Origin of the sequence: Planococcus sp. ANT_H30 (assembly GCF_008369335.1) — a bacterium.
GTDB classification, from domain to species: domain Bacteria; phylum Bacillota; class Bacilli; order Bacillales_A; family Planococcaceae; genus Planococcus; species Planococcus kocurii.
In genome coordinates, this window is the sequence record NZ_VOBJ01000015.1 from 1 (window position 1) to 17,120 (window position 17,120).

The 17,120-nt window shown below is 42.0% G+C and carries 16 protein-coding genes, 1 tRNA gene, 1 other RNA gene and 1 other annotated feature; of the genes, 13 read left to right on the top strand and 5 right to left on the bottom strand.

The genetic code is table 11. From position 1 onward, the window contains the following. Nucleotides 1-158, bottom strand: a 158-nt coding sequence (locus FQ085_RS18520; RefSeq protein WP_149457275.1) for a helix-turn-helix domain-containing protein, incomplete at its 3' end; no start/stop codon positions are given. A gap of 212 nt (nt 159-370) precedes the next feature. Here FQ085_RS18520 and guaB point away from each other — a divergent pair. Both guaB and FQ085_RS17755 read left to right on the top strand, forming a co-directional pair. Then, nucleotides 371-1,834: an IMP dehydrogenase gene (gene guaB, locus FQ085_RS17750; protein ID WP_058383843.1), complete on the top strand. Its 1,464-nt coding sequence runs from the start codon at nt 371-373 to the stop codon at nt 1,832-1,834. 107 nt (nt 1,835-1,941) lie between these two features. Further along, nucleotides 1,942-3,300: a serine hydrolase gene (locus tag FQ085_RS17755; RefSeq protein ID WP_149457276.1), complete on the top strand. Its 1,359-nt coding sequence runs from the start codon at nt 1,942-1,944 to the stop codon at nt 3,298-3,300. 41 nt (nt 3,301-3,341) lie between these two features. Here the strand turns inward: FQ085_RS17755 and pdxR are convergent, their stop codons facing one another. Then, nucleotides 3,342-4,736: a MocR-like pyridoxine biosynthesis transcription factor PdxR gene (pdxR, locus tag FQ085_RS17760; RefSeq protein ID WP_058383841.1), complete on the bottom strand. Its 1,395-nt coding sequence runs from the start codon at nt 4,734-4,736 to the stop codon at nt 3,342-3,344. A 104-nt stretch (nt 4,737-4,840) separates the two neighbouring features. Between pdxR and pdxS the strand changes: the two genes are divergently transcribed. The 4 genes from pdxS to FQ085_RS17780 all read left to right on the top strand — a co-directional run bounded on the left by pdxS (nt 4,841) and on the right by FQ085_RS17780 (nt 8,899). Next, nucleotides 4,841-5,725 (top strand): pyridoxal 5'-phosphate synthase lyase subunit PdxS, encoded by an 885-nt coding sequence (gene pdxS / locus FQ085_RS17765; protein ID WP_058383840.1) that lies wholly within the window; start codon nt 4,841-4,843, stop codon nt 5,723-5,725. 1 nt (nt 5,726) lies between these two features. Next, the gene (gene pdxT, locus FQ085_RS17770; protein WP_149457277.1) at nt 5,727-6,341 is read left to right on the top strand and encodes a pyridoxal 5'-phosphate synthase glutaminase subunit PdxT; all 615 of its coding nucleotides are present in this window, start codon (nt 5,727-5,729) and stop codon (nt 6,339-6,341) included. Between the two features lie 11 nt (nt 6,342-6,352). Next, nucleotides 6,353-6,559, top strand: a binding site (T-box leader). Between the two features lie 62 nt (nt 6,560-6,621). Continuing rightward, on the top strand, nt 6,622-7,896 hold the full coding sequence (serS, locus tag FQ085_RS17775; protein WP_149457278.1) for a serine--tRNA ligase: 1,275 nt from the start codon (nt 6,622-6,624) through the stop codon (nt 7,894-7,896). 142 nt (nt 7,897-8,038) lie between these two features. Then, nucleotides 8,039-8,899: an alpha/beta fold hydrolase gene (locus tag FQ085_RS17780; protein WP_058383837.1), complete on the top strand. Its 861-nt coding sequence runs from the start codon at nt 8,039-8,041 to the stop codon at nt 8,897-8,899. Nucleotides 8,900-8,911: 12 nt separating this feature from the next. Here FQ085_RS17780 and tadA read toward each other — a convergent pair whose 3' ends face one another. Together tadA and FQ085_RS17790 are read right to left on the bottom strand one after the other, a co-directional pair. Then, the gene (tadA, locus tag FQ085_RS17785) at nt 8,912-9,403 is read right to left on the bottom strand and encodes a tRNA adenosine(34) deaminase TadA (RefSeq protein WP_149457279.1); all 492 of its coding nucleotides are present in this window, start codon (nt 9,401-9,403) and stop codon (nt 8,912-8,914) included. A gap of 50 nt (nt 9,404-9,453) precedes the next feature. After that, entirely contained in the window at nt 9,454-10,413 is a 960-nt protein-coding gene (locus FQ085_RS17790; RefSeq protein ID WP_149457280.1) for an IS30 family transposase, read from the bottom strand. A gap of 182 nt (nt 10,414-10,595) precedes the next feature. On the opposite strand from FQ085_RS17790, the gene FQ085_RS17795 reads away from it, so the two are divergent. The 3 genes from FQ085_RS17795 to FQ085_RS17805 all read left to right on the top strand — a co-directional run bounded on the left by FQ085_RS17795 (nt 10,596) and on the right by FQ085_RS17805 (nt 12,855). Beyond that, nucleotides 10,596-11,456, top strand: a complete 861-nt coding sequence (locus FQ085_RS17795; RefSeq protein ID WP_149457281.1) for a YitT family protein — start codon at nt 10,596-10,598, stop codon at nt 11,454-11,456. Between the two features lie 95 nt (nt 11,457-11,551). After that, nucleotides 11,552-12,190 (top strand): deoxynucleoside kinase, encoded by a 639-nt coding sequence (locus tag FQ085_RS17800; protein WP_071153216.1) that lies wholly within the window; start codon nt 11,552-11,554, stop codon nt 12,188-12,190. After that, nucleotides 12,187-12,855, top strand: a complete 669-nt coding sequence (locus FQ085_RS17805) for a deoxynucleoside kinase (protein ID WP_058383834.1) — start codon at nt 12,187-12,189, stop codon at nt 12,853-12,855. The genes FQ085_RS17800 and FQ085_RS17805 overlap by 4 nt, the downstream gene beginning before the upstream one ends. Nucleotides 12,856-12,985: 130 nt before the next feature. On the opposite strand, the gene FQ085_RS17810 is transcribed toward FQ085_RS17805, so the two are convergent. Next, nucleotides 12,986-13,078, bottom strand: a tRNA-Ser gene (locus tag FQ085_RS17810). A gap of 373 nt (nt 13,079-13,451) precedes the next feature. Here FQ085_RS17810 and ffs point away from each other — a divergent pair. The 4 genes from ffs to recR all read left to right on the top strand — a co-directional run bounded on the left by ffs (nt 13,452) and on the right by recR (nt 16,571). Continuing rightward, an RNA gene (ffs, locus tag FQ085_RS17815) (signal recognition particle sRNA large type) lies at nt 13,452-13,717 on the top strand. 163 nt (nt 13,718-13,880) lie between these two features. Continuing rightward, nucleotides 13,881-15,614, top strand: a complete 1,734-nt coding sequence (gene dnaX, locus FQ085_RS17820) for a DNA polymerase III subunit gamma/tau (RefSeq protein ID WP_058383833.1) — start codon at nt 13,881-13,883, stop codon at nt 15,612-15,614. A gap of 24 nt (nt 15,615-15,638) precedes the next feature. Then, entirely contained in the window at nt 15,639-15,962 is a 324-nt protein-coding gene (locus FQ085_RS17825) for a YbaB/EbfC family nucleoid-associated protein (RefSeq protein WP_410477420.1), read from the top strand. 12 nt (nt 15,963-15,974) lie between these two features. Then, a complete protein-coding gene (recR, locus tag FQ085_RS17830) occupies nt 15,975-16,571 on the top strand; it encodes a recombination mediator RecR (protein ID WP_008497656.1) in 597 nt (198 codons plus the stop codon). Nucleotides 16,572-17,120: the final 549 nt, after the last annotated feature.

Here is a 17,120-nt window from a genome sequence, read left to right on the forward strand (position 1 = left end):
GCCAACAGAGCGTCGCAAAGCTTACAGCGTTTCACTTCATAGTGGATGGTGCTTTTGCTTCGTTCTAGCTGTTTCGCTATATAGGACAGTGATTTTTCTTTCAGGCAATAACACTCGATTCGCACACGTTCCCGTAATATCATGTGGGCATCGCTCATTTGGGGATACTCCTTTAGTTGATTCGCGTTAACTACGGTGTACCCACTTGAGCTGTTTTTGTTTTCTAGCCTTCTGACTTACTATGATAATCTACAAAAAAAATATATTTTACTATTCTAAATAATTTTTCTTTTAACAGTTTCTTGACACACCATATCTACGCTGATAACCTTACAATAATATTTAAAGGAAGCAGGAGGCGCGTCTACTTATGTGGGAATCAAAATTTGTAAAAGAAGGCTTAACGTTTGATGATGTATTGCTTGTACCAGCCCATTCGGAAGTTTTACCAAAAGACATTGATTTATCAGTTGAATTGACACCAACCCTTAAGTTAAAAATTCCAGTGATCAGTGCAGGTATGGATACAGTAACGGAAGCTAAAATGGCTATTGCTATGGCTCGCCAAGGCGGATTGGGAATTATCCATAAAAACATGAGTATTGAAGAACAGGCTGAACAAGTCGTTACTGTAAAGCGTTCAGAAAATGGCGTGATCACCGATCCTTTCTTCTTAACTCCTGAGCACCAAGTTTACGATGCAGAGCATTTAATGGGAAAATACCGAATTTCAGGTGTACCTATTGTTAACAACGAAAGTGAATTAAAACTTGTTGGAATTATCACAAACCGCGATTTACGGTTTATCCAAGATTATTCTTTGAAAATTAATGATGTAATGACAAAAGAGCAATTAGTAACTGCTCCTATTGGAACTACCTTAGAAGATGCTGAAAAGATTCTTCAGCAATACAAGATTGAAAAGTTACCAATTGTTGATAACCAAGGCGTGTTAAAAGGGTTAATTACGATAAAAGATATTGAAAAAGTAATTGAATTTCCTAATGCTGCGAAAGACCAGCACGGTCGTTTGTTAGCAGGCGCTGCTGTAGGCGTTACTTCAGACACAATGAAGCGCGTTGAGCATTTGGTGAAGGCTTCTGTTGATGTCATTGTACTGGATACAGCTCATGGTCATTCAGAAGGCGTTTTAGGAATGGTAAAGCAGATCCGGGCAACTTATCCAGAATTAACGATTATTGCTGGAAACGTAGCCACTGCTGCTGGAACAAAAGCATTGATTGAAGCGGGTGCAGATGTAGTTAAAGTTGGAATCGGCCCTGGTTCGATCTGTACAACTCGTGTTGTCGCAGGTGTTGGGGTTCCTCAGATTACAGCGGTATATGACTGCGCAACAGAGGCACGTAAGCATGGCAAAGCCATTATTGCTGATGGTGGAATCAAGTATTCTGGAGACATCATCAAAGCCTTAGCAGCGGGCGGACATGTTGTAATGCTTGGTAGTTTGTTGGCGGGGACGACTGAAAGTCCAGGAGATACTGAAATCTTCCAAGGTCGTCGCTTTAAAACCTATCGTGGTATGGGATCAATCGCTTCTATGGAAAAAGGCTCGAAAGACCGCTATTTCCAAGATGATGCAAAAAAATTAGTGCCAGAAGGAATCGAAGGTCGCTTGCCATACAAAGGACCACTTTCTGATACAATTCATCAATTACTAGGTGGTATCCGTGCAGGAATGGGTTATTGCGGAACTAAAGATTTACAGGTGTTACGTGAAGAAGCACAATTTATTCGTATGACTGGAGCAGGATTACGCGAAAGTCATCCGCATGATGTTCAAATTACTAAAGAATCTCCAAACTACTCCATTTAAGTTTATAAGACATCTTGCTCTTCATTTAATCGAAGAGCAAGATGCCTTTTTATGTTTTCGTTTTTAAGCATAATGAATGTGATAAAATAGCATGTGGAATCTTATAGATGGAGGTATTCAAATACGTGAAGAATTTTTTAACTAAAGGACTACTTATAGCATTACTCGTCATACTTACTGTGCTAGCAATTGTTCCGCAGCAAGCCTATGCGGAAGACGCATTAACTATAATGGCCGAAGCCGCTATTTTGGTAGACGCTGAAAGTGGCAAGATTCTTTATGAAAAAAATGCGGAAGCGCCTTTAGGGGTAGCTAGCATGACCAAAATGATGACAGAGTATTTATTATTTGAAGCGATTGAAAATGGTAAGGTTACGTGGGATCAAGAGTATGAAGTGACGGATTACACGTACAAAATTTCTCAGGACATGCGTTTAAGCAATGTGCCATTTCGTGAAGACGGCTCTTACACCATTAAAGAAATGTATGAAGCGATGGCTATTTTCTCAGCTAACGCAGCAACAATCGGTATTGCCGAGACGATTGCAGGGACAGAAAGTAAATTTGTTGACCTAATGAACGATAAAGCAAAAGAAATGGGCTTAGAAGAAACGACTTTTGTCAATTCAACGGGCCTTAGTAATTCAAGCTTGATGGGCATGCATCCAGAGGGCACGAAAGAAACAGATGAAAACATCATGCCGGCGCGTTCAGTTGCCAAACTAACGAAACGCTTATTGGATGATTATCCAGAAGTGTTAGAAACGACTAAAATTCCGGTAAAATTATTTCGTGAAGGAACGGCAGACGAAACGCGTATGGAAAATTGGAATTCGATGCTTCCTGGGCTAATTTACGAATACGAAGGTATGGACGGATTAAAAACCGGCAGCACAGATTTTGCTGGTTATGCGTTTGCAGGGACAGCAAAGCGTGACGATACCCGGTTGATTGCTGTGGTTATGGGAGCAGTAGATAATAAAGGGGCCGGTTCGTATAAAGCTCGCTTTGATGCGACCCGTACTTTATTCGATTATGGTTTTGGTGAATTTACAACAGAAGAGGTTATTCCTGCAGGCTATCAATTTGAAGGTCAGAAAACGCTTGCTGTTGAAAAGGGATTAGAAGAAAAAGTAGCGATTGCGGTCAAAGAGCCAGTAAAGATGATGATTCGGACAGCGGATAAAGAATTGTATCGACCGGAATTACTGTTAGACGATTCAGTAGTTAAGAACGGCAAACTAGAAGCAGGTGTGGAAAAAGATTTAGTTGTAGGAACGCTACAGCTTAAGAAAACAGATGGCACGGAATATGGCTATTTGAGCGGCAGTACGGAAAAAGTTGAAATCGTGACTACTGAAGCTGTTGAACGTGCTAACTGGTTGTCTTTATCGATGCGCAGTACAGGAGAGTTCTTGTCTTCTTTGTGGGATGATGCAGGTAGTTTTGTAAGAGGGTTATTTTAATAATAAAAAAGCTGTTCATCCAAATAGATGAACGGCTTTTTTTATTGTATTTTCCAACAAGCCATCAATTCAATAATTCCTAAATGAATTTCTTCTTCGGATAGACCACCGAACCCGAGCACAATTTTTGGGTAAATTCCAGATTTTTTGTGGACATCATAAGAGTGTAGACCTGTGACACGAATGCCCGCTTGTTTAGCGCGTTGTACCAGTTCTTCTTCGCTTGACGAGGTTTGGATGGTTAGCACGATATGCATACCTGCTTGTTCACCGGAAACCGTGACGACCGGAGAGAATAAAGCGAGCGACTGACTCAGTTGTTTGATTTTCTTCTGATAGAGCTTGCGCATGCGGTTCAAGTGGCGCGAAAAATGACCATCTTTCATGAATTTGGCGACTAGTTGTTGATCATGTCTGGGTACCGATGAAGAGTAATGAAGAAACGTTTGCTGATAAGCCCGTAGCAGTTGTTTAGGCAAAACCATATAAGCGAGACGCAAAGAAGGCATGAGCGATTTAGAAAAAGTACTAATGTAAATAACACGGTCGCTTAAGTCCATGCTTTGTAGCGCGGGAATGGGGCGGCTAGTGTATCGAAATTCACTGTCGTAATCGTCTTCAATAATATACCGTTCAGGCTTAGCGACAGCCCAGTTCAGTAATTGCGCACGTTTGGTGGCACTCAAGACCGAACCTGATGGAAATTGGTGTGATGGTGTGACGTAAGCTACATCTACGTTAGATTCTTCTAACTGACTAACGTTGATGCCGTCTTGTTCGAGTTCAATCGGAATAGACTGGCGGTCGTGATGACTGAAAATGCTATGGGTCAATGCATAGCCAGGATTTTCATAGCCGTAAACCAGTTTTTTATTAAGTAGACGAATGAGTAAGGGCATTAATTGTTCTGTACCAGAGCCAATCACGATTTGTTCTGCATCACAAACAACTCCGCGAGACTGGTACAAATAACGGGCAATTTCTTGGCGCAAGGCGTCGTCTCCTTGAGGGTGCCCAGATAGTAATAAGTGATGATTAGAGTCATCTAAAATGTCACGTGTCAGTTTGCGCCACGTTAAAAATGGAAAAGAACGTGTATCAATACTGGCCGAGTTGAAATCTATTTTGTAAGCAGTCGTTTCTTTGACGATAGGCTCGTCATGCGGAATATCCAAGTACGCCAGTTCTTCGACGGGTTGAGCATAAAATCCTTTACGTGGTCTAGATTCAATAAATCCTTCAGCGACAAGTTGAGAATACGCCAGTTCGACGGTCGTTTGACTAATTTGCAGATAATCTGCTAATTTGCGTTTGCTTGGTAATTTTGCCTCTATGCCGATTGTGCCGTTTATAATGGCTTCTTTTATTTCTTGATACAACTGTTTGTATAACGGGGTTTGTGACTGTTTTTGCAGTTGAAACATTAGCATATCCATGTGAATTCCTCCAACTGACCTGATTGAAATGATTGTAACTGAGTCTTTTTATATGGTCAATCTCTATTATACTGAATTTATTAATGAATAGGGGGAATTAGTAAATGACTCAACATGGAACAAATCGTGTAAAAAGGGGAATGGCTGAAATGCAAAAAGGTGGCGTGATCATGGATGTGGTTAATGCAGAACAAGCACGTATTGCAGAAGCTGCAGGCGCAACGGCTGTCATGGCACTTGAGCGAGTGCCTTCTGATATTCGTAGAGACGGTGGAGTTGCACGTATGGCGGACCCACGTATCACAGAAGAAGTGATGAAAGCTGTATCGATTCCAGTGATGGCAAAAGCGCGTATTGGTCATATTGTGGAAGCGCGTATTTTAGAAGCGATGGGTGTCGATTATATCGATGAAAGTGAAGTGCTGACGCCAGCCGATGAAGAATTTCATTTATTAAAAAACCAATACACGGTTCCTTTTGTTTGCGGGTGTCGCAATTTAGGTGAAGCGGCACGCAGAATTGGTGAAGGCGCTTCGATGCTACGGACAAAAGGCGAACCGGGCACAGGAAATATCGTCGAAGCGGTCCGTCATTTGCGACAAGTAAATGCAGAAATCCGTAAAGTGGTTGCGATGAGCGAAGATGAATTAATGACAGAAGCGCGTAATTTAGGAGCTTCTTATGAGTTTTTAAAAGAAGTTAAAAGTTTAGGGCGTTTGCCGGTAGTTAATTTTGCAGCTGGCGGAATTGCCACACCTGCAGATGCTGCGTTAATGATGGAATTAGGAGCAGACGGTGTGTTTGTTGGATCAGGTATTTTCAAATCAGACAACCCTGAACGATTTGCACGTGCGATTGTGGAAGCGACGACACATTACCAAGATTACAAATTGATTGCTGAACTGTCAAAAGACCTGGGCATTGCAATGAAGGGCATTGAAATTTCAACCATTGCTGCCGGTGAACGTATGCAAGAGCGAGGGTGGTAACATGAAACGAGTGGGAGTTCTTGCGTTGCAAGGAGCTGTTCGTGAGCATATCAAGTCGGTTCAAGCGTGCGGAGCGGAAGCGATTGCTGTTAAATGGCCGAAAGATCTTGAAAATTTGGATGGCTTAATCTTACCGGGCGGAGAAAGTACGACGATGCGCCGTTTAATCGATCGTTATGGCTTGATGGAACCGTTAAGAGAGTTTGCGCAAACCGGAAAACCGATGTTTGGTACATGTGCTGGGTTGATTTTGCTTGCTGAAACAGTCGTTGGTAGCGACGATGCGCATTTAGGTGTGATGGACGTTACAGTGGAACGAAATTCGTTTGGTCGACAAGTGGATAGTTTTGAAGCACCGCTTGAGATTGAAAGCATTGAAGGACCTTTTGAAGCGGTCTTTATCCGAGCGCCGCATATTGTCAGTGTCGGAGCAGGGACTGAAGTGTTATGCGTGCATAATGGGAAAATTGTTATGGCGAGAGATGACCAATTTCTCGGTTGTTCGTTCCATCCAGAATTGACAGATGATCACCGCATTACCGCTTATTTTTTAAGCATGATTCAAGACAAGTCAGACCTTCTCTTGCCAAACCCATCAACTTATAGTAAAGTATGATTAATTTAAAAGACGAAACGTTGATGGGGATTAGTAAAATGACTGTTTTTCCAAAGAGAGCCGGTGGTTGGTGCAAACCGGTGAAAAACACATTTGAATCCACCCCGGAGTTGCATGGCGAAAAAAGCCATTGCCGGTTTAAATGCCGTTATGTGATGAAGAGGATTGGCTTTTGCCGATCAATCAGGGTGGCAACGCGGGTAGCTCTCGTCCCTTTACCAAGGGATGGGGGCTATTTTTGTTGTCTTTTTTTATTTTTAAATTTTAAGGAGGAAACAGTATGTTGGATATTCGTTTTGTACGTGCCAATTTTGAAGAAGTAAAAACAAAGCTTGCGAAGCGTGGAGAAGATATTTCCGTGCTTGATGATTTTGAAGGGTTAGATGTAAAACGTCGCGAATTGATTGCACAAACTGAAAAATTAAAAGCAGAGCGCAACGAAGCGTCTCAAAATATCGCAGCGATGAAACGTGCAAAAGAAAATGCAGACGAAGCCATTACAAAAATGCGTGAAGTTGGCGATCAAATCAAAGTGATTGATGAAGAGTTAAAAGCAGTTGAAGAAAGCTTGAACTATATTATGATGCGTGTTCCAAACATTCCGCATGACAGCGTTCCGTTTGGTGATTCTGAAGATGATAATGAAGAAATCCGCACATGGGGCGACAAGCCTGCATTTGATTTTGACGTTAAGCCACACTGGGATTTAGGAACGGATTTAAACATCATTGATTTTGAACGTGCAGCGAAAGTAACGGGCAGCCGGTTTGTCTTTTACCGTGGACTTGGTGCTCGCTTAGAACGCGCATTGATCAACTTTATGATGGACCTCCACCAAGAAGAGCATGGCTATGAAGAAATGTTGCCTCCTTATATGGTTAACCGCGAAAGCTTGACAGGCACTGGCCAATTGCCGAAGTTTGAAGAAGATGCATTCTTGATTGAGAAAGAGGATTATTTCCTCATTCCGACTTCTGAAGTACCGGTAACTAACTTTTACCGTGATGAAATTTTAACGGCAGATATGTTGCCACAAGCCTTTGCGTCTTATAGCGCGAATTTCCGCTCTGAAGCGGGTTCTGCAGGGCGTGACACACGTGGGTTAATCAGACAGCACCAATTCAATAAAGTGGAGCTCGTACGCTTTGTAAGGCCAGAGGATTCTTATGATGAACTAGAGAAATTGACCGGACATGCGGAAAAAGTACTTCAGCTTTTAGGGTTGCCGTACCGCGTATTAAAGATGTGTACCGCCGATTTAGGATTTACAGCTGCCAAGAAATACGATATTGAAGTATGGATTCCAAGCCAAGAAACATATCGTGAAATTTCTTCTTGTAGTAATTTTGAAGATTTCCAAGCAAGACGTGCAAATATTAAATTCCGTCGTGAAGCGACAGGCAAGCCAGAATTTGTTCATACATTGAACGGCAGCGGACTAGCCATTGGTCGTACAGTAGCAGCCTTGCTTGAAAATTATCAGCAACAAGACGGTTCAATCAACATTCCAGAAGTATTGCAGCCTTATATGGGTGGCAAAAAGACTATTGGATAAAGTAGCTTTCATTTTTTCTTCACGGCTTTTAAGCAGTGGAGCGATTTAATAAAAAGACTCAAAAGCAATTTTGCTTTTGAGTCTTTTTTTAGAGAAAAAGGGTAAAGAGAAGTTAAGGAATCTGAGCGAAGGAGTTGTTTTTATGGAAAACCTAAGCTTTCAAATTATAGAAACAAACGGTATCCATCTTCATATAGCTGTAGCGGGACCAGCAAATGGACCGTTAGTTATCTTGTTGCATGGCTTTCCGGAATTTTGGTTTGGTTGGAAAAATCAAATTCAACCTTTAGCAGAAAAAGGGTACCGGGTCGTGGCGCCTGACCAGCGCGGCTATAATTTGAGCGATAAGCCAAAAGGAATCGATAATTACACCGTGGATTATTTACGTGATGATGTGATTGGCATCATTGAGCACTTTCAAAAAAAGACAGCTATTATTATCGGACATGACTGGGGCGGAGCAGTAGCTTGGCATTTGGCAGCCACGCGACCCGAGTATGTGGAAAAATTGATTGTCTTGAACATCCCACATCCCAAAGCCATGCCAAAAGTACTCAAAAAAAATCCACTACAATGGATGAAGAGTGCCTACATTGCGTTTTTTCAGTTACCTAACCTGCCTGAGAAGGCTCTTGGCATGAGGGAATTTAAAGCTATGCAGCAAGGAATTGAACAGTCTAGCAAGCCGACTGCTTTTTCAAAAGACGAACTTGAACTATACAAAGCAGCGTGGTCACAGTCTGATGCATTAACAGCGATGCTCAATTGGTACCGGGCAATCCGGAGAGGCAGCTTTAGGCAAGTGCCGGATACGAAAATCAAAGTACCAGTCCGCATTATTTGGGGAGTGGGCGATCAGTTTCTGTCACCTATGCTGGCAAAGGAAAGCATGTCTTTTTGCGAAGAAGTCAATTTGGCCTTTGTCGGAGAAGCAACGCATTGGATTCAACACGAGCAACCGGAGATTGTTAATCACTTGATTGTTCAATTCATTAACGAATAAAAGCGGAAGACCCTATAACTGGGTTTTCCGCTTTTGCTTCTTGGCTTCTCGAAGATTTCGGAAAAACTGCGTTAGCAGCTGTCCACATTCTTCAGCAAGAACGTTTTCGGTTACTTGACATTGATGATTAAAGCGCTCATCATTCAGCAAACGGTACAAGGAATCTACACTGCCAGCTTTCGCATCGCGCGCGCCATAAACAACGTGGGGAATCCGAGACTGCAAAATGGCACCTGCACACATAGGGCAAGGCTCTAACGTAACGTAAATCTTTGTGTCTTCGAGTCGCCAGTTGCCGAGATGCAGACAAGCTTCTTGTATAGCTAGTAGTTCGGCGTGTGTTACAGCGTTTTGTGTCGTTTCACGTAAGTTGTGTGCACGCGCAATAACTTGGTCTTTGTAAACAATGACAGCACCAATGGGTACTTCTCCTTTTGCTCCTGCTTTATTGGCTTCGTCAATCGCCATATTCATGTAATAATGATCTTTTTCCATCCCGTTCATGATGCATCGCTCCTTAAATCTAGTGTATCATTTTCTACCAAATCCGTTTGTCAATTTAAGCTAGACAGACCCATTCCATTCAGGTGACTCAAAAATGCCTCCAAGGGTGTGCGATAATCCAGCGACTTCCGTGGGATGTTATTCCGTTTGTCAGCCACTGAGGAAATGAACGGTTGGTCCACCTGGTTGAAGTCCATTTCCTTTGGCAGGCCGTCTTTTCGCAAGAGGCCGTTGGAGTTTTCATTCAAGGCGCGCTGGGAAGGCGTGCCGGGATCCGCAAAGTAAATCGAGACGTCGTGCTGGTTGCACAGCGGTTTCCAATTGGAGAATTCCTTCCCACAATCAAACGTGATGGATTTGAACAGATTTTTTGGGATTCCTTGAAACCACTGGTTCAAAGCGGTTTCGATATCGCACGCCTTGCGTCCTGCAGGCTTGATGGCGATGATGACTTTCGTCAGCCGTTCTACCAGTGTAATCACTGCACTTTTGTGGCGGACGCCCACAATGGTATCGCCCTCGATGTGCCCGAACTCTTCTTTGAAAGAAGGATAATCGGTTTCTCGGTCGGAAATATGCCGTTTGAACGCCTGTTTTCCGCGGCGTTCCTCGTGACCATTGGGTTTCCGTTTGCCTTTCATCGGCAGTGTGGCAACATCAAAGACCCGATTTTTGAACATGCGGTAGATGGTGCGCACGGAACAGTCGATCGCTGTCTCGGCGCGTCCCACAATGACATCAGGCGTCCAGCCCTGCGCCACCTTGTCTTGAATATAGGTCATTTGTTTCTTCGGCAAAACGATTTTTGGGCGTCCGCAGCGTTTCTTGTTTTTCTTGTATTGTGTGTAAAAGTCGAGGGCTGTATGTCCCAATTTCAGGAAATTGATGACCTTGTAAATTGGCTGCCTGGAACGTTTCATTTGATTTGCGATAATCGCCACGGGTATGTTTTGGCGGTGATAGGATTCTATCATCACCAGTTCATCCGTGGTAAGATGGGTGTAGGTCATTCGTGGTCACTCCTCTGTTTTTCTTTGGTCGGAAAATACATGTAGAGTGTACCATGAATGACTTTTTTAGTTGTCTAGCTTAATTTTACAATCGGCGCAATTAAAAAAGTCGAGCAGACAAAAATCATTGAACAGCGTAAACTAAAGAAATTAGCTACTAAACGGTGAGGGGTGTTCGAAGAATGAAACAGCATAAAAAAGAAAAACCTCTTCATTTTACTCTGCGATTTGTTTTTATTTTTATTGGAGCTACGTTGGCTGCGGCAGCTATTGAATTATTTTTAGTTCCAAATTCGATTATTGATGGTGGTATTATTGGCGTTTCTTTAATCTTGAACTATTTAACGGTTGTTCCTTTTGGCGTATTGATGGTCGCAATCAATTTGCCGTTCCTTTATTTTGGTTATAAGCATATTGGTCGTAACTTTTTTGTCTCTTCTATTTTTGCTATTGTGACCCTAGCGTTAATGGCAATTCCGATGCATAAAATCGAACCTTTTGTGGGAGATCCACTTCTTGCTACAATATTTGGCGGATTACTTCTTGGTGTGGGGGTTGGACTGGTCATTCGTAACGGTGGCGCACTTGATGGAACCGAGATTCTCGGGATTTTATTGACGAAAAAATTACCGTTTTCCATTGGTGAGTTTGTTATGTTTTTCAATGTCTTTATCTTTGGATGGGCTGCTTTTGTTCTTGGACTGGAGCAAGCGATGTATTCGGTTTTGACGTACTATATTGCTTCTAAAACGATTGATGTGGTCATTCAAGGTCTTGAAGATACAAAAGCCGTACTAATTGTATCAGAAGAATACGAAGAAATTGGTTCAGCGATTAATGATCGTCTTGGTCGAAGCTTTACTAAGCTGCATGGTCAAGGGGGCTATTTGAATACTCCTAAAGATGTTATTTATGTGGTAGTTACTCGTCTGGAACTAACCAAGCTCAAACAAATTGTCACAGATGTTGATTCGAAAGCCTTTTTAACGATTATGGACACTCAAGAAGTCCACGGGGCAACCTTTAAAAAACCGATTCATTAATAAATCCTTCGATTTTCTGCTCTACTTTTCGCGTGAGTGGTGTGTTAAAATAAATGGCATTGCAATTTACTTGAAACCAAAAAGGAGGACTTCGCATGCCGGTACCATTCATCACGGTAGAAGGTCCGATTGGTGTAGGCAAAACGTCGCTGACGAAAGCGCTCGCCGATCAAAATCAATTTCAGTTGTTAAAAGAAATTGTTGACGAAAACCCATTTTTAAATAAATTCTACGAAGATATAGAAGAGTGGAGCTTCCAAACAGAGATGTTCTTCTTATGTAATCGCTATAAACAGTTGGCGGACATCCAGAAGAAATTTATTTCAAAGCGGGAACCAGTCGTAGCAGATTATCACATTTTCAAAAACCTCATCTTTGCTAAGCGTACATTGCCAGAGGCAGAATATGCTAAATACGAAGCCATCTATAAAATTCTGACGGTGGATATGCCAAAACCGAACATGGTCATTTATTTACATGCTAGCCTGGATACCTTAATGAAGCGTATCAAGTTACGAGGTAGAGAATTTGAACAGATGATTACGCCGGAATACATGCAACAGCTAGCAGCTGACTATCACGAATTTATCGAACGTTTTGAACGCGAGCATCCGGAAATTCCTGTATTGCGCTTTAATGGAGATGAAATCGATTTTGTTCAAAACGATGACGATTTGCAGCTTATTTTGGATAAAGTGGATGGAACTTTACAAAAAAGGAGTTTGACTTTATGAATTTACGTGAAAAATATGGCATTCCACAGAATGCGGTAATTACAATAGCGGGTACAGTAGGTGTCGGGAAGTCAACGATGACTAAAGCTTTAGCGGATGCATTGCAATTCCGAACGTCTTTTGAAAATGTTGATACCAACCCGTATTTAGATTTGTTTTACAATGATTTTGAGAAATGGAGTTTCCATTTGCAAATCTATTTCCTGGCAGAGCGTTTTAAAGAACAAAAGCGGATGTTTGAATATGGCGGAGGTTTTATTCAAGACCGTTCGATTTATGAAGATACCGGGATTTTTGCGAAAATGCATTGGGATAAAGGCACGATGAACAATGTAGATTACGAAACCTACACAAATCTGTTTGAAGCGATGGTCATGACGCCTTATTTCCCGCATCCAGATTTATTGATTTACTTGGAAGGATCGATTGAGGATATCCTTTCACGTATTCAAGAGCGTGGACGTGCTATGGAGCAACAGACACCAGTAGATTACTGGCTAGAGATGCACCAGCGCTATGAGAGTTGGATCAATTCCTTTAATGGGTGCCCCGTACTGCGTTTAAATATCAATGACTACGATCTTCTGACAAATCCGGAGTGTTCGGAACAAATTGTTGAACGCATTGGTGGTTTTATGCAACAAGCTTCAATTCTTCGCAAATAAACAAATCCCTTGAGCTCAGGCTTAAGGGATTTTTCGTATTTCCCGGGAAATACGAAAGATACAAAAAAACCGGAAAGCCTAAGCTTTCCGGTTTGCTATATCGAAGTTATAAATTAGTTGGATTAAAAAATGGAGGAGGAAGAGGGATTCGAACCCCCGCGGGATTTGACTCCCCTGTCGGTTTTCAAGACCGATCCCTTCAGCCAAACTTGGGTATTCCTCCGTATCAGACAAGAACTAATTTATCATGGATGAACAATAGCTGTCAACCGTTTTTCAGTTCTTTTTAATTTATTCATCTAAAAATGTGAGATATGAGTAGTAGTACGGGTAAGGATTAATCGTTATTTCGTGTTTTACCTCTTCAGATTCCTAAGTATTTACGCAGTAGATGTAACTTAATTATATGAGAAAAATCCAAGGAATCGTGATCGTGGTGCCCTGAACAACACGCTTTGTTGCAAGCGTTGGATAGACGCTGGTATCTTTGGTTTGGCTCATATCGTATTTCTACATCAATTGAGTTCAAAAGAAATTATCGTCAAAGGAAGGTTACGGATTGATTTTTTTGTGATTCATTTGTATACTAGTAAATGCCGTGCTAGGTGGGAAGATAGCGGTGTCCTGTAACCTGCAATCCGCTTTAGCAGGACTGAATTCCTTTCTGAGGCTGTTTGTATGTAAGGTCTGCCTCTTGCACGTAGTGTTGACATCTGGGTCCTGCGCAATGGGATCCCATGAACCATGTCAGGTCCGGAAGGAAGCAGCATTAAGTGGAATATTCCATGTGCCGCGGGATCGCCTAGATCGAGCCAGCGACAAGGGTAACGCTTATGTACAGCAGTCGAAGAAAGGTGCACGGCAATAATCGTAAATTCAAACCTGTCCGCTCTTGCAGCGGACAGGTTTTTTATTGTTCTGTTCGTAAAATCCGTGTATATGAAGCAGGGAAACGTTCAGAAAAAACGAGCTTTTATGCTATAATGATAGGATGAAAAACAGATTAGTTAAAAGGAGAGAATAAGTTGGCGTATCAAGCTTTTTACCGTGTTTACAGACCGCAGTCCTTTTCTGAAATGACAGGTCAAACGCATGTCAAACAAACCCTCCAAAATGCTCTCCTTTACAATAAGACAACACATGCTTATTTGTTCTCAGGGCCAAGGGGGACAGGGAAGACCAGTGCCGCTAAAATATTTGCCAAAGCATTAAACTGCGAACAAGCTCCTGCTTCGGAACCGTGCAACGAGTGTGCTTCTTGCAAGAGTATTAACGAGGGATCGAATACGGATGTTATTGAATTTGATGCAGCGTCTAATTCACGTGTAGAAGAAATGCGAGAAATCATTGAAAAGGTTCGTTTTTCACCAGCAAATTCGCGGTTTAAAATTTACATCATTGATGAAGTGCATATGTTATCAAACAGTGCCTTTAATGCGTTATTAAAAACATTAGAAGAACCACCAGAACATGTAGTTTTCATTTTGGCGACGACTGAACCGCATAAATTGCCACTGACTATTATTTCTCGTTGCCAGCGCTTTGATTTCAAATCACATACACAAATTGATATTGTGGCACGTATGGTCGAAGTCTTAACAGATGCTGAAATTCCGTACAATGAGCAAGTGCTTAAACTTATTGCACAAGCGGCTGCAGGTGGAATGCGTGATGCATTGAGTCTATTAGATCAAGTGGTATCGTTTAGTGGCGATGAAATGACGATTGAAGATGCTTTGTTAGTTACAGGTTCTGTTAGTCAGGATGTATTTTATGGCATTGCCGAAGCATTACTCGCTAAGGATGTCGGAAAATCGTTAACATTGTTAGAACAATTGGTACGCGATGGCAAAGATCCTGTTCGCTTGGTTGAAGATTTTATTACCTTTTATCGTGATTTGCTGTTGATCCAAACGGCTCCAGATCTTCATGATATGTTGGAGTTGGTCACGCATGAACCGCGATTTGAAGAGTTGGCCAATCGATTTGAACCGGCAACATTGTACACGTGGATTGATATTTTATCTAAAACGCAACAAGAAATGCGTTTTTCAAATCATACCAAAATCTATATGGAAACAGCTTTATTGAAAATGGCTCAAGCAGATGTACCGGTTCAAAGCGGGGCTTCTGCAGTATCGCCCGAGCTAGAAGCAAAAGTGATCCAGTTGGAAAATTTAGTACGCGAGCTACAACAACAGGTTAAAAATGGCGTAGCTAATGGTGCGCAAGCAGCACCGGCTGAGCAGAAAAAACGTCAGCGCGTTCAAAGTAGCTTTAAAATACCGACAGGACGTATTCAAGACGTCTTGAAAAATGCCACTAAAGTGGATATACAAGCGATTAAAACCAATTGGGCAACAGTCATGAGCCAATTGCAGCGATCGCATTCAGCTTTATTGAATGATGCGGAGCCAGTAGCAGCCTCAGCGGATGCATTTGTGTTAAAATTCAAGTATGATATTCATTGCCAGATGGCTTCTGACAATCAGACCTTTGCTGCTACATTTAGTCAATTGCTGGAGCAGTACGCAGGCAAAGCGTATACGCCGGTTTTTGTTCCGGACGTCAGTTGGCTGAAAATCCGTGAAGAGTTTATTAAGAAAAGTGGATTGAAGGCGGGCACTGAAGAAAAACAGTCAGAGTCTGAAGAAGAAAATCCGTTTTCGGGTGAAGGAGCAGTAGCGGAAGAAGATCCGTTTGTTTCAGAAGCTGAACGGCTTTTCGGAAAAGACTTTGTCGAAGTTCATGACGACTAAAATGAAAATTCTAAGGAGGAACTAATTATGCGCGGTGGAGGAAATATGCAAGGTATGATGAAACAAATGCAGAAAATGCAAAAAGAGATGGCAGTTGCCCAAGAAGAACTTGGAACTTTAAAGTTTGAAGGAACAGCAGGTGGTGGCATGGTTAAAGCTACTGTGTCCGGTCATAAAGAAGTGTTGGATATCGTACTTGATCCTACAGTAGTAGATCCAGAAGATATTGAAATGCTGCAGGACTTACTGGTTGTAGCAACAAATGACGCATTTAAAAAAGCGGACGATCACGCGAATTCCACAATGGGGAAATTCACGAAGGGCTTGAACATGCCAGGAATGTTCTAGGAGGCAATAACGATGCATTATCCAGAACCTATTTCGAAATTAATGGAGAGTTTTATGAAACTGCCAGGGATTGGGCCGAAAACAGCGGCCCGTCTGGCGTTTTTTGTGCTCGGAATGAAAGAGGACACAGTGCTTGATTTTGCTAAAGCCTTGGTGGATGCGAAACGGAACTTAAGCTTTTGCTCGGTGTGCGGCCATATTACGGATGTAGATCCATGTCATATTTGCCAAGATCAGCAACGTGACCGCACGACGATTTGCGTAGTACAAGATCCGAAAGATGTCATTGCGATGGAGAAAATGCGTGATTACAAAGGTTTGTATCATGTTTTACAAGGGGCAATTTCTCCGATGGATGGTATTGGTCCGGAAGATATTAACGTGCCGTCTTTGCTGAAACGTCTTCAAGATGAAGAAGTAGAAGAATTGATATTAGCGACAAACCCGACAATTGAGGGAGAAGCGACAGCGATGTATATCTCTCGACTCGTAAGACCATCAGGAATCAAAACGACTCGGATTGCACATGGACTGCCAGTAGGTGGCGATTTGGAATACGCTGATGAAGTGACTTTATCGAAAGCGTTAGAAGGGCGACGTGAGCTCTAATACAGCAACAGCTATCAGGAACTGCCAGTTTTCGCTTCTGAAAAAATGGAAAATATTCTGATTTATTATGTTCTTCATATAATTATTGAGAAAAGAAAGCTTGTTGGTAATAGAGAAGCAAAAGAAAGAAGTCGAGTAGAATGGCTTTTGATAGCTAGTTTTTCGATTTCTTTTTTTATGCTCTTCTATAGAAGGAAAAAATAATTCAAAGAAGAATGTTTTATAAATATAATTTTATTTGCCAAAAGTGTTGACAGTCTGAAGTTTATGCTTTAGTATCATAGGAGTCGTAAAGAACGACAACAACAACACAAACAATACAACAACTTGAACCTTGAAAACTGAACAGCAAAACGTCAACGAAAGACGTCACGAGCACTTCGGTGCGAGAACGGCTTTTGCGAAGGTTGCCTTATGGCAACCAGAGCAAAGTTGTTTTCCTTCTCGGTGTTCGTGACGACAACTTACTGATCAGCATCACGCAGATCAAAGCGAATCGTGCGTCTTCGGACGGCGATACGCCAGCAGTATTGAGCAATCAACACTACT

Coding starts and splice junctions, on each gene's coding strand:
- serS (WP_149457278.1), top strand. CDS start 6,622: ATGTTGGATATTCGTTTTGTACGTGCCAATTTTGAAGAAGTAAAAACA.
- FQ085_RS17805 (WP_058383834.1), top strand. CDS start 12,187: ATGAATTTACGTGAAAAATATGGCATTCCACAGAATGCGGTAATTACA.
- pdxR (WP_058383841.1), bottom strand. CDS start 4,736: ATGGATATGCTAATGTTTCAACTGCAAAAACAGTCACAAACCCCGTTA.
- FQ085_RS17755 (WP_149457276.1), top strand. CDS start 1,942: ATGGAGGTATTCAAATACGTGAAGAATTTTTTAACTAAAGGACTACTT.
- FQ085_RS17800 (WP_071153216.1), top strand. CDS start 11,552: ATGCCGGTACCATTCATCACGGTAGAAGGTCCGATTGGTGTAGGCAAA.
- guaB (WP_058383843.1), top strand. CDS start 371: ATGTGGGAATCAAAATTTGTAAAAGAAGGCTTAACGTTTGATGATGTA.
- FQ085_RS17780 (WP_058383837.1), top strand. CDS start 8,039: ATGGAAAACCTAAGCTTTCAAATTATAGAAACAAACGGTATCCATCTT.
- recR (WP_008497656.1), top strand. CDS start 15,975: ATGCATTATCCAGAACCTATTTCGAAATTAATGGAGAGTTTTATGAAA.
- FQ085_RS17795 (WP_149457281.1), top strand. CDS start 10,596: ATGAAACAGCATAAAAAAGAAAAACCTCTTCATTTTACTCTGCGATTT.
- tadA (WP_149457279.1), bottom strand. CDS start 9,403: ATGAACGGGATGGAAAAAGATCATTATTACATGAATATGGCGATTGAC.
- FQ085_RS17790 (WP_149457280.1), bottom strand. CDS start 10,413: ATGACCTACACCCATCTTACCACGGATGAACTGGTGATGATAGAATCC.
- pdxS (WP_058383840.1), top strand. CDS start 4,841: ATGACTCAACATGGAACAAATCGTGTAAAAAGGGGAATGGCTGAAATG.
- pdxT (WP_149457277.1), top strand. CDS start 5,727: ATGAAACGAGTGGGAGTTCTTGCGTTGCAAGGAGCTGTTCGTGAGCAT.